This window comes from Micromonospora sp. WMMD956 (assembly GCF_029626125.1).
GTDB lineage: Bacteria > Actinomycetota > Actinomycetes > Mycobacteriales > Micromonosporaceae > Micromonospora > Micromonospora carbonacea.
In genome coordinates this window covers 2,382,079-2,396,647 of record NZ_JARUBI010000005.1, presented here as the reverse complement: position 1 = coordinate 2,396,647, position 14,569 = coordinate 2,382,079, and the positions used below count along the sequence as shown (strand labels likewise).

11 protein-coding genes are annotated in these 14,569 nt (G+C 73.1%); 4 read left to right on the top strand and 7 right to left on the bottom strand.

What is annotated here, in order from left to right; translation table 11 throughout:
* Positions 1 to 40: 40 nt before the first annotated feature.
* The 3 genes from O7628_RS11020 to O7628_RS11010 form a co-directional block, all read right to left on the bottom strand.
* Positions 41 to 1,237 carry a cellulose binding domain-containing protein gene (locus O7628_RS11020; RefSeq protein ID WP_278130105.1) on the bottom strand — a complete coding sequence of 399 codons (1,197 nt, stop codon included), beginning with the start codon at positions 1,235 to 1,237 and terminating at the stop codon, positions 41 to 43.
* Positions 1,238 to 1,323: 86 nt separating this feature from the next.
* Positions 1,324 to 2,565, bottom strand: a complete 1,242-nt coding sequence (locus O7628_RS11015) for a S8 family peptidase (RefSeq protein ID WP_278130103.1) — start codon at positions 2,563 to 2,565, stop codon at positions 1,324 to 1,326.
* A 327-nt stretch (positions 2,566 to 2,892) separates the two neighbouring features.
* Entirely contained in the window at positions 2,893 to 3,297 is a 405-nt protein-coding gene (locus O7628_RS11010; RefSeq protein WP_278130101.1) for a hypothetical protein, read from the bottom strand.
* 74 nt (positions 3,298 to 3,371) lie between these two features.
* On the opposite strand from O7628_RS11010, the gene O7628_RS11005 reads away from it, so the two are divergent.
* Complete coding sequence (locus O7628_RS11005) at positions 3,372 to 6,290, top strand: tetratricopeptide repeat protein (RefSeq protein WP_278130099.1); 2,919 nt, start codon at positions 3,372 to 3,374, stop codon at positions 6,288 to 6,290.
* A gap of 18 nt (positions 6,291 to 6,308) precedes the next feature.
* Positions 6,309 to 6,746: a hypothetical protein gene (locus O7628_RS11000; RefSeq protein ID WP_278130097.1), complete on the top strand. Its 438-nt coding sequence runs from the start codon at positions 6,309 to 6,311 to the stop codon at positions 6,744 to 6,746.
* Positions 6,747 to 7,292: 546 nt separating this feature from the next.
* Here the strand turns inward: O7628_RS11000 and O7628_RS10995 are convergent.
* Entirely contained in the window at positions 7,293 to 8,792 is a 1,500-nt protein-coding gene (locus O7628_RS10995; RefSeq protein ID WP_278130095.1) for an FAD-dependent monooxygenase, read from the bottom strand.
* Positions 8,793 to 8,924: 132 nt separating this feature from the next.
* Positions 8,925 to 9,545 (bottom strand): helix-turn-helix domain-containing protein, encoded by a 621-nt coding sequence (locus tag O7628_RS10990; protein ID WP_278130093.1) that lies wholly within the window; start codon positions 9,543 to 9,545, stop codon positions 8,925 to 8,927.
* Positions 9,546 to 9,778: 233 nt separating this feature from the next.
* On the opposite strand from O7628_RS10990, the gene O7628_RS10985 reads away from it, so the two are divergent.
* Together O7628_RS10985 and O7628_RS10980 are read left to right on the top strand one after the other, a co-directional pair.
* Positions 9,779 to 9,952 (top strand): putative ATP-grasp target RiPP, encoded by a 174-nt coding sequence (locus O7628_RS10985; RefSeq protein WP_083303098.1) that lies wholly within the window; start codon positions 9,779 to 9,781, stop codon positions 9,950 to 9,952.
* Between the two features lie 151 nt (positions 9,953 to 10,103).
* On the top strand, positions 10,104 to 10,841 hold the full coding sequence (locus O7628_RS10980; protein WP_278130089.1) for a hypothetical protein: 738 nt from the start codon (positions 10,104 to 10,106) through the stop codon (positions 10,839 to 10,841).
* Positions 10,842 to 10,887: 46 nt separating this feature from the next.
* On the opposite strand, the gene O7628_RS10975 is transcribed toward O7628_RS10980, so the two are convergent.
* Positions 10,888 to 12,909 (bottom strand): ABC transporter permease subunit, encoded by a 2,022-nt coding sequence (locus tag O7628_RS10975; protein ID WP_278130087.1) that lies wholly within the window; start codon positions 12,907 to 12,909, stop codon positions 10,888 to 10,890.
* Positions 12,906 to 14,294 carry an extracellular solute-binding protein gene (locus O7628_RS10970; protein WP_278136284.1) on the bottom strand — a complete coding sequence of 463 codons (1,389 nt, stop codon included), beginning with the start codon at positions 14,292 to 14,294 and terminating at the stop codon, positions 12,906 to 12,908. Before O7628_RS10970 ends, O7628_RS10975 begins: the two co-directional genes overlap by 4 nt.
* Between the last annotated feature and the right edge of the window lie 275 nt (positions 14,295 to 14,569).

The window sequence follows — 14,569 nt, the reverse complement described above, 5'->3', positions numbered from 1 at the left end:
GCCCGACCCGGCCGGCCGCCGATCGGGCCGGGCTGCCGCCTCAGGCCGTGGCGCAGGGGACTCCGTTGAGGGTGAAGCCGGTCGGCGGCGCGTTGCTGACGCCCCACTTCCCCTGGATCCCGAAGGTCGCGGAGCCGTTCGCCGCCAGCGCGCGGTTCCAGTCGACGTTACGCGCCGTCGCCGTGGTGTCGCTCTGGCTGACCGTGGCGTTCCAGGCGGAGGTGACCCGCTGGTCGCCCCGGAAGCTGAAGGTCAGCACCCAGCCGTCGATCGGGGTCGCGCCGGTGTTCTGGACGGTCACCGCGGCGACGAATCCGTCCTGCCACTCGGACTGGTTCTGGTAGGTCACGCGGCAGGTCGACGGTGGCGGGGTGGGTGGGGTGGGCGGGGTCGGCACGGTGGGTGCGGTGACGGTGTTGGACGCGATCGACAGGTTGCCCACCGCGTCCCGGGCCCGCACGTAGTAGAGGTTGCGCAGCGGAGGCGTCGACGACGGGAGCGCAATCGTGTGCGTCGTCGTCGTGACGGTGGCGATCACGACGGAGGTGAACCAGCCGTCGAAGCGGTAGACGTTGTAGCCGCGCACGCCGACGTCGTCCGTCGACGGCGACCAGGACAGGGTGGCGGTCGACTCGGTCACGTCGCCCATGGTCAGGTTCTGCGGCGCGCTCGGCGGGGTGGTGTCGGGGCCGGTGTCGGTCACCGGGGTGACCACGGTCACGGGCTCCGACGAGTTGGAGCGGTGCCCGAGGCCGTCCTTGGCGGAGACCCGGAACTGGTACTGCCTGCCCGGCCCGATGTAGTTGCTGATCGTTGTGGTGGTGACGTTGCCGACGCTGGCGGAGAAGACGACGTCGTCGAAGGCCATGTAGTAGGTGATGTCGTAGCCGGTGACGGCGCAGCAGCCGGGTGTCGACGCCGTCCAGGTGAGGGTGACCGACCCTGTCCGGACGTCGGTGGCGGTGACGTTCGTGGGCGTACTCGGCGGGAACGGCGAGGGGTTCGGCGCGGTGGGCCCGGTCGGCGCCGGGGACGTGGTCGCGGCGGCCCCCGTGATCGACGCCGAGGCCGCGCCGGGCGCGGGGGCGGGGCGGGCGACGGGTGCCGCCGCGGTGCCGGCATCGGCCGCCGGTGCGGTGACCAGCCCGACGCCGAGCATCGTGACCGACGAGACGACGGCGGCCAGCAGGCCGGACCGTACGCGGCGACGCCGCGAGTGCGAGTGGACGCCTACCATGCGTCAAAGATGCGGCAATCCATCGATGTCTGTCAACTTAATCCGGGGCTGGGCCGCCGGCCGGGCGCGGCCGGCGGCCGGAGAGGTCAGAGCGCCGGGGACAGGTACAGGAGGCGGTTGGGCGAGCCGGCGCCCGGGTTGAGCACCGCCGGATTGGCGACGCTGAACAGGTAGCTGGACACCTGCGCCGGCGTCCAGGTCGGATTGTTGCCGAGCACCCGGGCGGCGACGCCGGCGACGAGCGGCGCGGCGTGTGAGGTGCCGCTGAGCGTCTGGGTCGCGGTGGGCGAGCTCCACCAGGCCGACGTGATGCGCTCGCCGGGGGCGAAGATGTCCAGGCAGGTGCCGTAGTTCGACCAGCTCGCCCGGTTGTCGTTGGTCAGCGTCGCGCCCACCGTCAGCGCGGTCGGCGCCGACGCGGGCGAGACGTTGCAGGCGCTGGCGTTCGAGTTTCCGGCCGGGACCGTCACCGTGATGCCGTCGGCGACCGCGTTCGCCACGGCGGCGTCGAGCGCGGCGGTGGGGCTGGTCAGCACGCCGATGTTCGCCACGGCCGGCTGCCCGGCGGGGTGGTTGGCGACCATCCAGTTGATTCCGTTGATCAACATCGACAGGGTGCTCGGCAGGACGCAGTCGAACACCTTGACCGCGACCAGCACGACGTTCTTGGCCACCCCGAACGTCGTCCCGCCGACGGTGCCGGCGGCGTGCGTGCCGTGTCCGGTGCAGTCGTTCGCCGGGAGCGTGCCGTCGACGGCGTCGTAGCCGTACACCGCCTGGCCGCCGAAGTCGGCGTGGCCGATCTGGATCCCGGTGTCCACGATGTACGCGCGGACGCCCGTCCCGACGCTGGTGAAGTTGTAGGTGCCGGTGAGCCCCAGCGGGGCGTCGATCCGGTCGAGGTTCCACGGGGCGTTCGGCTGGGTGGTGGCCAGGCTGGTCAACCGGTCCTGCTCCACGATCGCCACCGCCGGGTCGGCGGCCAGCCGGCGGGCCACCGGCTCGGTGGTCCGCACGGAGAAGCCGTTGAGCGCGTCGCGCCAGACCTGGTCCGGCCGGAGGCCGTACCGCTCGGCGAGGCGGGTCACGCCCGTGCGCCGATCGGCGGCCGAACCCGCGCCCTCCTTGAGGACGACCACGTAGCTGCCGGGCACGCGCACCGCGTGGCCGGCGTCGAGGAGCACGCCGGTCGTCCCCGCCGCCGGGTCGGCGACGGGCGCCGCAGCGGCGGGAGCGGCCGCCATGGCCAGGAGCATGACCGCGGCGCCGAGCGTGGCCGCGCCGGCCCGATGCGCGCGCCCGAAGATCGTGTGCCAGTGGAGTTTCATCTCCCAGCCCTCCCATGGGTTCTCCCAGCGGACATCGGGCAGGTTTCCATGCAGGAAGGCACTCGAACAATCGACGTGCGTCTTGTTGTGCTCGGGGTGGGAGAGTTCCTGTCCGATGTATCAGGACCGGCTCCGGAACCTCGCCCCATCGATCGACGCCCGCCGTGACGCGGGCGTGTAGCGTACGGTTCAGGAGCGGTGACCTCGGTTCAGGCGGCGTCGGGAGGAACACCATGATCGCGGAGACGGTGGAGTGCGCCTACTGCGGGCAGCCCAAGTCGGACCGGGTGCGCAAGTGCCCGCACTGCGGCAACGGGTGAGGATCCGCTACCGCACCCGCATCTGCATGACCTGCCCCTCGGGGTCGGTGCGGACCTCGAACGGGCGCTGGTCGGCGATTCCCTCCGCAGACCACGACCTGTCCACCAGCTGCGCGACCTGTCGGATCTCGATCGTCCGGTATCCGACCGAGGTGAGGTGGACCGTTATCGCCGAGGCGATGCTGACAGCGCTCGCCGGGGGACGCTTCGCCAGGAATCCGCGTGCGCGCAGCTGGAGCGCCACGGCCTTCAGCACGTCGTAGGTGAAGTTGCCGGTCACGCCAGCCAGGACGGCGTCCCGGAGGAAATCGGCGACGTCGAGCGTGTGGGCCGCCCCGGACAGTTCCTCCTTGGCGACCCCGTCCAGCACCAGGGAGGAACCGTCATCCAGCGGAACGATCAGCTGCGTCATGCGCACATGCTGGCAGATCCGCGCACCGTGATCGTAGGGAGGACCGGGTGGGGGGTGGCCTCGGATCCGGGAGCGTGTGGTGGCTCGGTTTCTGGCAGACCGTCAGGCACGCCCACTGGTGGCTCAGCGCGGACGTGCGCCTGCCCGACCGCGCCGACCCCCTGGCCGTGGGCTCCATCGAGCTCGACCGGCTGACCGAGCCCCTGGCCGCTCTGGCGGCCGCGCTCCCGGGCCTCGTCGCGACGGAACGGGCGGCCCTCGTCGACGTCGACCGCCGCATCGCCGACACGCTTCCCCAAGGCGACGACCCCGCCTCGACGGCGTCCGCCATCGCGACCCGCATCGAGCTGCTCGGTGACCGGGCCGCGGTGCTCGGTGCCGCCGCACGCCGCGCCTGGACCGGCGCGATGGTCGACCCGGCCGGCAACCTCGCGCTGTTCCGCGAGCTGGGCGGCATCCTGCTGCCGCAGGAGCTCCGCGACCGGCTCAGGACGGCGCACGCAGCCGACACGACGCTCGTCGTGGCCCCCGGCCCCGGCCTGTCGGGCGTGCCGTGGGAGCTTCTCGTCGTCGACGACGACCACGACGTCCGTCTCGTCGAGCGCGCCACCGTGCTCGGTGGGGTCAGCCCGGCGATGCTGGTCAACCTGGCCAGGCCGGCGTCCCGGGCCGGGGGCGGCCGGGCCGTACGGGTCGTCGACCCCACCGCGGCCGGGAGCCGCACCGGGGGCGGGCGCATCTACCCCGACGGGGTGCCCGAGGCGTGGCGCAGCCGCACCGGCGACGGCGACGCGCTGCTCGGCGCGGGCGCGGCGGGCGGCTGCTCGCCCGCGGAACTGTCCGCCGCCCTCCAGTCGCAGGAGTGGTCCCGCCTGGTGTTCGTCGGCCACGCCTCGGCCACGGACCCGGCGATGCCGACCTCGGCCGGGCTGGAGCTGGCCGTCGACGGGGAGACCGGGGACTCACGGCTCACCGCCGGGCAGTGGCTCAGGGATCCCACCCGGTGGCCCGCCCCCCGTCGCGTGGGCTTCGTCGCCTGCCAGTCCGACGACGCCGGCTACACCGAGCAGATCGGCCTCACCCTCGCGGCGTTGAACGCGGGCGCGCGTACCGTGGTCGCGACCCGCTGGAGCCTGCCGAGCGACGGTTCGGAGCGCCTGGTGGCCGGCGGGGCGCCGATCGGCTCGGCCACGACCGCGCTCGCCCTGGCCGTCGACGCGGCGCTGGGCACGACCGATCCCGTCGGGGCCATCGGCGAGTGGCAACGTGACCGGCTCGCCTGCTGGCGTTCCGCGCGCAGCGACGCCGCCCGCCGCCTGCACGCACCGCTGGTGTGGTCGGCGTTGGTCACGTACGACATTCCCGACGCTGCGGTCAGCGCGATCCCGGGGGCCGACGACCAGCCCGTCACGCGGCGGCCGGCGCCCGGGCCGCCACGTCACGACGCCCCCCGGGTGCCGCCCGCCGGCGACGCCGCCGAGGTCGCGAAGGCCAGCCTGGCGGCCGGCGTGGCGGCGTTCGGCCGCGCCGACTGGCAGGAGGCGCGCGAGCACTACCTCGTCGCCCTCGCCGCCTTCACCGCCTGCGGCGACCTGAAGGGCGTCGCCGACGCCACGACCAACGTCGGCAACACGGCCTACTTCCTGGGCGACCTGGAGGAGGCCGCCGACCGGTACCGGACGGCGCTGCCGCTGTACCGGGACCTCGACCTCGATCGGCAGGTGGCCGTCGTCGGGCAGAACCTGGGCAACGTGTCGTTCCAGCGCGGGGAGCTCGACGTCGCCGCGGAGCAGTACCGGGCCGCCGCCGAAGCCCTGCTCAGGGGCGACTTCCGGCGTCATGCGGCGGACACGCTGGTGAACCTGGGCGCCGTCCTGATCGAACTCGGCCGCCCGCACGTCGCCCTCGGACACCTCGACCAGGCAGGTGCCCTCTACCGGGAGACGTGTGACGAGAGCGAACTGGGCGGCAAGCTCGCCGAACTCGACCAGAACACCGGGTTGGCGCTGGCCGGGGCGAAGTCCTTCGAGCGCGCCCGCGCCCACCTGCTCTCCGCCCTGCGGCACTGGCAGAGCGACGAACCGTCGGCGGAGCGGGCCGCCCGCGCCAACCACAACCTCGGGCTCGTCGCGTTCCGCGCGGGCGACCTGCCGGAGGCACAGCTCAGGTACACCCGCGCGCTGGAGCACTTCCACACGGTCGGCAACGAGCACGAGGCGGCCGACGCCAGGCTCGGCCTGGGGACCGTCGCCCGCCACCGGGGCGACGTGCGCGCAGCCCGGTCGAACTTCCGGCAGGCACAGGAGCACTACCGCAGGACGGGGCAGTGGCTGGCCTACGCCCAGGCCGCGTTCAACGAGGGGCTGACCCATCCGGGTGACAGCGACCGGAGGTTCGACCTGCTGGCCGGCGCGTGGGCGGCGATGCAGTCGATGTCGTGGCGGCTGGCGCACGTCAGCGAGCGGGCGGCATGGCGCGCCGCCCTCGACCACGCCAACGACGAGGTCCTGGAGACGGCTCGGCTTGGCGGCCGCGACCGGCAGTTCGCCGAGCTCGTCGAGTCGCTGCGAATCGCCGGCACGCTGCGCCGCGTCGCGCCGACGCCCCTGTCTCCGACGTCCGTGCCTCCGAGCTCCCTGTCTCCGACGTCCCTGGCTCCGGCGAGTCAGGAGGAGGCCGACCGGGACTCGCCGTTCGTCGAGCCGCTACCGTCGATGACCCTCTCCGCCGGGCCGGTCGTGCCCTGGGCGGCGTCGTCGGCCGCCGACGAGGCGCCCTGCGACGCGCCACCGTGGATCGACTGCGGCTGGCCGCCCACGCTGGCCGACGCCGTCGCCCGCGCCGAGGAGATCGTCGCCGTCGCCGGGGCGACGGCCCTTCCCCTGCGCCGGGGAGCGGTGTCGCTGATCCCGCTGCTGAGCCGCCACCCGGAAGAGGAAGGACCCGGGTGGACCGACCGGGCACCGGGCAGCACGGGCACGGATGCCGACTAGACCACGGAGGACCATCCCATGTTTCCACTCGAACTGTCGCAGCAGGCAAAGAGCACGCCCGTGGAGACCCTGCACCGCATCGTCGGGGCGGTCGGCCTCGTGATCACCGTGCAGGGCTCCGGCGATCTCGGGCGGATCGTCGGCGACCTGGTGACGGTCGCGCCCCGTCTCGCCGAGGACCACGAGGTCAGAGCCGACGGCCTGATCGTGAGCCGCGTGGGGCTCTACCGCGTCTTCTGGGGCGCGCTCAGGTGGCCCGGCGGAAGCCTGGCCATCCTGGCCCCACTCTCCCTGCACGACAGACAGGAGGTCAGCGAGTGGACCCGGCACTTCATGAGGGAGGTGCTCGATCCGATCCGGACCCTGTCGCAGCAGGGCTACTCCGTCGGTGGAGGCGGCAACGGCATGGTGACCGAAGAGGACTTCTCCCGCGCCTTCCAGCAGGCGTACGTCTAACGCTTCGGTCGTGGATCCTCCACCGCCCAGGTCCGGTGAATCCGGGGCGCGGGCTCGCGCGGCCCATCCGGCCACGGGAGCGCCCGGCTGCCACCATGGCCGTCATGGATCCGGAGAGCGCGACTCCCCCCCAACCCGTACGGGGCCTACACCGCGGCCGAGGGGCTCGGTGGGATCGCCGCGCCGCTGCTGGCCGCCGCAGCCGTCACCCTGCTCGGCCTGGCCCTCCAGATCGAGGCGGACCTCCCGGCGGGCGGTGAGGTGATCTACAGTCCGGCGGCCATGCACCGGGACCCCACCGTGTTCCCCGACCCGTTGCGGTTCGACCCGCGTCGGTGGCTCGACGGAGCGGCGACCCCGGCCATGCGGCGGGCGTTCGTGCCCTTCAGCCTGGGCAACTGGCAGTGCCTCGGCGACAGGTTCGCCTGGAACCAGATGAAGACCACCCTCACCGCGATCGTGGGCGGATGCCGCCTCGCGTTGCCCGACGGCTTCCGGGCGAGGACGGCCGCAGAGCCTCTTCCCGGGCGACCCGGGCGGCGATGGTCATCGTGGCGGGCCGAAGTGCCGGGCGAGCGCGGCGCGCAGCGTGCCGGCGTCGCCGGCGGACCAGGCGACGAAGCAGTCGGGGCGCACGAGCAGCGCGGTCGCGGTCGTGCCCTTAAGCGGGCCGGTGACCACGTCGACCCGGTCGCGCCACCCGGCGGCGGTCTCCGCGTAGGCCCCCGTGGAGTCCAGCAGCAGCGGCCGGGCGGCGTGGGTCAGCTCGGCGAGGCGGGTCGGCCCGTGCGCGCCGTGCACGACCACGTCGGGGGCGTAGCGGCCGGCCAGCGGGTCGGCCGGGTCGGCGGGGTAGCGGGTGTCCGCGCCGGACATCAGCGCCGCGATGTGCCCGGTCACCTCCGGCATGCGGAGCAGCTCGGCGAAGAGTTGCCGCAGGCCGGTGATCTCGTCGCCGGGGCCGGTGAGCGCCGACTGCGCCTGGGTGGACATGACGACCCGCTCGGCGACCGGCCGACGCTCGGTCTCGTACGTGTCGAGCAGGCCCGGCGGTGCCCAGCCGAGGACCGTGGCGGCGAGCTTCCAGCCCAGGTTGACGGCGTCCTGGAGGCCCAGGTTGAGGCCGGGGCCGCCGATGGCGGGGTGCACGTGCGCGGCGTCGCCGAGCAGGAGCACCCGGTCGGCGCGGTAGCGGGCGGCGATCCGGGTGTTGCGACCGGTCAGTCGCCGCAGCAGGCCGGGGCCCTCGGCAGGGCCGAAGGGGACGTCCGCGCCGAGCACCCGGGCGACGCTGGCGCGCAGCTCCGCCAGGTCCATCGGGGTCTCGTCGTCCGTCGGCGCGTCGGGCCACTCCGTCGTGGTCAGGAGCGCCGGGCGGCCGGGGAACGGGGCCCAGGCGATCAGGCCGCGCGGGGTGCGGGTGTGCTGGAACGGCGGCACGACGCCGTAGCCGGGGACACGCAGGCCGCCGGTCGCGGGGTCGAGAAAGGACGCGGGGACGGCCACGGTCGCGGTGCGGGAGGTCGACCGGTCGTCGGTGACGCCGGGGAAGTCGATGCCGACGAGACGGCGCACCGTGCTGCGGCCGCCGTCGGCGCCGACGAGGAACCGGGCGGTGAGCTGCGTACCGTCGGCAAGGTGGACCTCGACCGCGTCGGGCCGTTGGCGGAGGTCGACGACGTCGTGGCCGTGGCGCAGTTCGACCCCGAGCTCGGCGGCCCGGGCGGCCAGGGTGGCCTGGAGCTGGGCCTGCGGCACGCCGAGCACGTAGTGCGGGTTGTCGGCGAGCACCGTGAGGTCCAGCGGGAACGCGCCGAAGGTGAAGGCCGGCTGCGGGGCCGGCGGGGTGTTCCCGCCGGTGAGCCGGGCGTGGAGGCCACGCCGGTCGAGCAGGCGGACGACCTGGCCGACGAGGCCGTTGGCGCGGGGCTCGCCCCCGAGCGTGTCACGGCGTTCGAGGACGACGGGGCGGAGGCCGGCGAGGGCCAGTTCGCAGGCGAGCATGAGGCCGTTGGGGCCGGCTCCGGCGATGAGGACGTCAATCATGATCATGGTCCCTTCGGGGGTGCGCGTCGTCGCCACGACGGGCGCGGCGCAGTGCCGGCCCGCCGCGGAGGTGTGACGCGGCGCAGGCGTGGGTGGGACGGGGTGGGACTGTGGCTCGGGCGGGGCCGGGCTTCAGCGGGGCGGCGTCGGGAGGCCGGCGGCGACCTGGGCGAAGGCGTCGGTGATGAGGCGCTCGATCGGGGCGGGCGGGTCGGCGCTGTCGAGGTAGTGCTGCATGGCGACGGCGACGGCGGCGCTGGCGGCGGCCGCGACGAGCCGTGGGTACATGTCGGTGGTGAGGTCGGTGCCGGTGCGCTCGGCGACCGCAGCGGCCAGCCCGGCCTCGGCGATCGCGGCGGCGCGCAGCCGCTCGCCCTGGAGCGCGGGCTCGGCGAGCATGGTCCGTACGCCGGCCACCCACTGCGCATGGGCGGGGGACGGCATCGCCTCGACCTCGGGGCCGGGCGTGAACTGTTCCAGCGCCGCCGCGGTGAGCGCCGCCCAGAGCGGCTCGTCGGCGGGGCGTTCGCGTAGCGCGGCGGCGGTGCGCAGGCTGCGGTCGAGGTGGCGGGAGGCGATCGCCTCCGCCTTGCTGGAGAAGTAGTTGTTGAAGGTGCGCGGGGAAACGCCGGCCGCCTCGGCGATGTCCTCGACGCGGACGTTGTCGTAGCCGCGCTCGGCGGTGAGGTGGATCGCTGCCCAGCCGAGCGCCGCCCGCGTCTCGGCCTTCTTGCGCTCCCGCAACCCCGTCATGCTCCCACCCTAGCATTAGTTGCGTGGAACGCAAAAATGCGTGTCACGCAAAAAAGATCGCCGGTGCCGCGCCCGCCCGGCGCGTCCCCTCGTCGGGAGCCGCCCGGCCGCCGGCCAAGACTGGGGTCCCGGACCAGGGAGAACCCCGGTCCGTACGCGGCACCCGACGGCACACACTGCTAGGCGTCCGGCCGTGCGGCCGGACGGTCAGTCAGGGTGAGAAGGGGTACGACATGAGGCGTAAGACCGTGCGGATCGACACCATCCCGGCCGACGGCGTGGAGCTGGCCGACGAGCAGCTCGCCCGGATGCTGGGCGGCCTGCCGAGGCGGGACGCCGGCGGTTCGTCGAAGACCATCGACGACATCCCCAACGGGGGCCGGAACGACACCGACAGCGACTTCTGATCAGTCGCCGCCACCGGCCCGCCCTGTCCGGGGCCGACCGGTGGCGGCGGACCGGGGCCGGCGGAGGTGTCGGTCCGCCCGCCGCCCGGGTGGTCCGGGCCGGCAGGTGGCCGCCGCGCCGGAGTCGTACCCCTGGTGCAGACTGCGTGGCGTGGACCTGACGCTCGCGTTCGCCGCCCTGCTCGGGCGGTCCGACTTTCCCGCCGGCTCCTACGACGCCTACTACGGCGGCGACACCCTCGACGAGTTCCTGCTCCCGGCCTCCTGGCTCACGCCGGCTGCCCTCGCGTCGTCCGCCCCGGTCGCGTTGCCGGCCGTCGACGCCTGCTTCCTCGACGACGACCACGCGGACCTGGCCTGGGAGTTCGACCTGGCCGGCTCGCTGTTCGCGATCGAGTGGGCCGAAGACGTGCTGCCGGCGGCGTTCCTCGCCGACGCGCGGGCGGCCGACCCCGACCTGCTCGTCGGCGGCGCCGACCTGGGTGTGCTGCTCGCCCGCCACGGCGTCGACCTGACGGCCGAGTCGGCGGGGCGGCTGAGCTACCGCATCTCGCCGCTGCTGCGCCTGGCCACGGACGGCACCCTCCACGACGCCATGCGGATGGCGACGTTCACGCACCGCCTGCCGGCGCTGGTCCCGTTCGGCGACCAGGGGTGGCGGCGGGTCGAGCCGGGCTGGGCGGAGGCGCTGGCCGCGGTCGAGCCGCCGGAGCTGCGTGACCACCTGAGCCTGCACTGCCTGGAGCCGTTCTCGTCGCGGGCGGCGGGGGCCTGCTACCTGGGCGCGAACGAGTGGCCGACCGGCACCTCGGCCCTCGACGGTCGACGCAAGCTGCTGGCGGGCTGGGAGTTCGGCGAGTCCCAGTCGGGGGTGGCCGTGGTCGCCTGACCGGGGCGGTGTCCCGCCTCACCTGCGACGGCGACGCCACCGGGGTTCAGCCCTTCACCGCGCCCGCCGTGAGCCCCTCCGTCAGGAAGCGCTGCCCGAAGGCATAGATGATCACCACGGGGAGGCTGACGAGCAGCGACGCCGCGGCGAGCTGCCCCTGCGGCACGACGTCCCCGGTGATCATCGACTGCATCCCCACGGGCAGGGTCTTGTACTCGTCCTTCGTGATGAACACGAACGCGAAGAGGAACTCGTTCCACGCGTTGGTGAGGGTGAACAGTGCGACCGCCAGCAGTCCCGGCTTGGCCAGCGGCAGCACCACCCGGCCGAACGCCTGGAGCCGGGTGCAGCCGTCGACCAGCGCGGCCTCCTCCAACTCGACCGGGATCGACGCGAAGTAGCCGGTCAGCAGCCAGGTGGCGAACGGAAGCGTGAACGTCGGGTACGTCACCACCAGCGACCACAACGAGTCGGTGAGCCGCACCCCGATGAGCAGCTGGTAGAGCGGGATGAACAGCAGCGCGCCCGGCATGACGTAGGTGATCAGCACCGTGACGGTGAAGCTCTGCGCCCCGCGGAACCGCAGCCGGGCCAGCGCGTAGCCCGCGAGGGCGGCGCAGACCAGCGCCACCACGGTGGACGCCACGGACACGAGCACCGTGTTGAGGTACCAGCGGCCGAAGGGCTTGGTGGCGAAGAGGTCGGTGAACTGCTGGAGGGTCCACGGCGTCGGCCACAGGTCGTGGACGCGCATGACGATCTGCCCCTCGGACTTGAACGCCGTGACGGCGATCCAGTACAGCGGGGCCAGGACGAAGGCGAGCAACACGGCCAGGGCGGCGCCGGACGCCAGGGCGGACACCAGCGACGACGACCGCCGGCTCCCCCGGGCCCCGAGCGCCGAGACCACCCGGCCGACCGCCGCCGCGACCAGCAGGAACGCCCCGAGGACCACGGCCGCCTTCCAGGCGATGTGTGGCGACGCCCAGACCAGCAGGCCGACGACCGCCGTGGCGACCGCCCACGGCAGGGCCTTGGGCAGGGTACGGGCCCGTGGGGTGGTCCGCGCCGCGCGGACCCGGCGGGGCGGCTCGATGCCGATGTCCCGGCGCAACAGCCGGACCAGCACGAACACCAGTCCGCCGATGACCGGCAGCATCACGAGCGTGACCGCTGCCCCGGCACCGTACTGGAGTTGCAGGATCGCCTTCGAGTAGGCGACCAGCACGTAGGGCGCCGTCGCGTTGCCGGGGCCGCCCTGCGTCAGCAACCAGATGAGGTCGAAGTTGTTGAACGTCCAGATCGACGACAGGGTCACCGTCACGGTGATCACGTGACGCAGCCCGGGCAGCGTCACGTGGGCGAACCGCTGCCACGGCGACGCGCCGTCGACGGTCGCCGCCTCGTAGAGGTCCGCCGGGATGGCCTTCAACCCCGCGAGGAACGCGACGGTGAAGAACGGCACGCCCTTCCACACGTTGACCAGGATCACCGACGGCATGGCCAGCGACGCCTCGGACAGCCAGCCCGCCGGCCAGGCGTCGACCAGGTGCGCACTGGCCAGCAGCGGCCCGATCCCCGAGTCGGTGAGCAGCGTGTTGACGCTGCCGAAGATCGGGTCGAGCAGCGCGCGCCAACTGAACGCCGTGACCACCGTCGGCACCACCCACGGCAACAGGAGCAGCCCGGCCAACACGGCCCGTCCACGGCGCAGTCGGTGCAGCAACAGGGCTGCGGACAGCCCCAGCACCACTTTGAAGACCTCGGCGTAGGCGGTGAAGACGAACGAGTTCAGCACGCCCGTGCGGAACTGCTCGTCGTCGGCCAGCGCGGCGTAGTTGGCCAGGCCGACGAACACGCTGTCCTGCCCGTGCCGTTCCGTGGTGCTGGTGACGACGGACCAGGCGATCGGCGCGAGGATGAGGCTGCCGACCAGCACGGCCATGGGCGCCAGGAACAGCGCCGCCAGCCGCCAGTCACGCCCCAGCCGTCGCTGGGTGGCGGTGAGGGAGCCGGCCCCCGGCGGCGGGGCCGCCGCCGGGGCCGGTGCCGATCGGGTCGACGTCACTGCGGCAGCCCCTGCTGGGTGAAGATCTGCACCATCTTGGCGTGGGCGGCCTGCACGGCCTGCGCCGCCGGCGTGCCCTGGATGACCTGCTGCATCATGTCGGTGAGGACGTAGGCGCCGACGGCGGCCTGCTGGCCCGCGCTGGCCTTCTGCGGGAAGCTCAGGCCGTTCTTCGTGACCAGCGGAAGCTTCTGCTGGGTGATCTTGCGCATGACGGGGAACGCCGGGTCACCGCTGGTGAAGAACGGGTCGGCGTCCCAGACCCTGTCCCAGGCGGGCAGCGCCAGGCCGGGCGCCTCCTTCGCCACCCCGAGCAGCGCGGGCGCGGTGACCAGGTACTGCGCCAGGAGCTTGGCGAGTGCGGAGTTCTTGGCCCCCCTGAAGATCACGAAGCACTGGGACTGGCCGAGCAGCAGGGAGTTGTCGGTGGCCGGCCCGGTGCAGTCGGCGAAGACGTGGGTGTTGGCGTAGACGGGGTTCTTCTTCGTCTTGGCGTCCGCGTAGACGCTGAACTGGTTGCGGGTGTAGCCGAGGATCCCGGCGAGCCAGTTCTCGTTGTTGCTGGAGTCGGTCCAGGCGGCCACGCCCGGCGGCAGCATCGGCTTGAACCTCGGGTTGGTGTAGATGTCACCGAGGAAGGTCACCGCCTGCACCGTCTCGGGCGAGTCGAACGTGACCTTCCGGCCGTCGTTGGAGGCGATCGCCCCGCCGTACGCGTTGATCACCGCCTCGATCATGCCGTTGGCGTCACCGGACCGGTTCACGGTCATGCCCCAGCCGAACCGCCGCTTGCCCGGATCGGAGATCGCCAGGCACAGGTCCCGCAGCTCCTCCCAGGTGTAGACGTCCCTGGGGGAGATGCCCTTGTCCTGCATCCAGTCCTTGCGCAGGAACGACCCGATCCCGATGAAGTGGTAGGGGATGGCGAACCACTTGCCGTCGAAGACGCAGTAGTTCTTGGACTCGGCGGTGGGCTCGCCGTACTTCGCCGTCAGCGCCTGGACGACGTCCGTCACGTCCTCCAGGTCACCCAGCGCCTGGAACTGCGCGACGAACCGCGAGTCGGTCATGAACGCGAGGTCACGCGCCACGCCACCCTCGACCTCGGCGTGGATCTTGGCCACCGCGTCGCCGGCGTCGGCCTGTACCAGGCTGTTTCCGATCTTCGTGCCGGTGACGTCGGCGAAGTTCTTGATCGAGCTGTCGAGCGCCGCGTTGGCCGCCTCCGAGTACAGCTTCTGCGACAGCATCCCCATCGAGGAACCGCGCAACTCCGCCGCGGCGTCGATCAGCTCCTGCGGGACCGCGGCCTGCACCCGGGGCGTCGACGGCCCGGTGTCCCCGCATGCGGCCAGGCCGGCCGCGCCGAGCAGTCCCACCCCCATTCCCAGAAAGCCGCGTCGGGTACGTAACGGGTTGTCCTCCATGGCCTGTCGCCTCCTCTGCCTCGCCACTGCACGTCGAAGGCGGCCGAGAGGTCTGCTGCCTCCCGCTGGGCGTCCACCATCCGCACGCGGGGGCGCTCTGCCCGGTCGGGTGGGTGGTCGCAGCCGGCCTCTGCCGCGCAGTCATCGGAAAATCGCCCCGGTGTGCGGCGGCCCTCCCCCGACCAGTCCCGGGACATGCGCCGCTGGCCCGATACGTCGGCTGCCCGGCGGTG

Excerpts from the sequence above, each read along its gene's own strand:
- O7628_RS11020 (WP_278130105.1), bottom strand. The coding sequence starts at position 1,237 with ATGGTAGGCGTCCACTCGCACTCGCGGCGTCGCCGCGTACGGTCCGGC.
- O7628_RS11015 (WP_278130103.1), bottom strand. The coding sequence starts at position 2,565 with ATGAAACTCCACTGGCACACGATCTTCGGGCGCGCGCATCGGGCCGGC.
- O7628_RS11010 (WP_278130101.1), bottom strand. The coding sequence starts at position 3,297 with ATGACGCAGCTGATCGTTCCGCTGGATGACGGTTCCTCCCTGGTGCTG.
- O7628_RS11000 (WP_278130097.1), top strand. The coding sequence starts at position 6,309 with ATGTTTCCACTCGAACTGTCGCAGCAGGCAAAGAGCACGCCCGTGGAG.
- O7628_RS10995 (WP_278130095.1), bottom strand. The coding sequence starts at position 8,792 with ATGATTGACGTCCTCATCGCCGGAGCCGGCCCCAACGGCCTCATGCTC.
- O7628_RS10990 (WP_278130093.1), bottom strand. The coding sequence starts at position 9,545 with ATGACGGGGTTGCGGGAGCGCAAGAAGGCCGAGACGCGGGCGGCGCTC.
- O7628_RS10985 (WP_083303098.1), top strand. The coding sequence starts at position 9,779 with ATGAGGCGTAAGACCGTGCGGATCGACACCATCCCGGCCGACGGCGTG.
- O7628_RS10970 (WP_278136284.1), bottom strand. The coding sequence starts at position 14,294 with ATGGGGGTGGGACTGCTCGGCGCGGCCGGCCTGGCCGCATGCGGGGAC.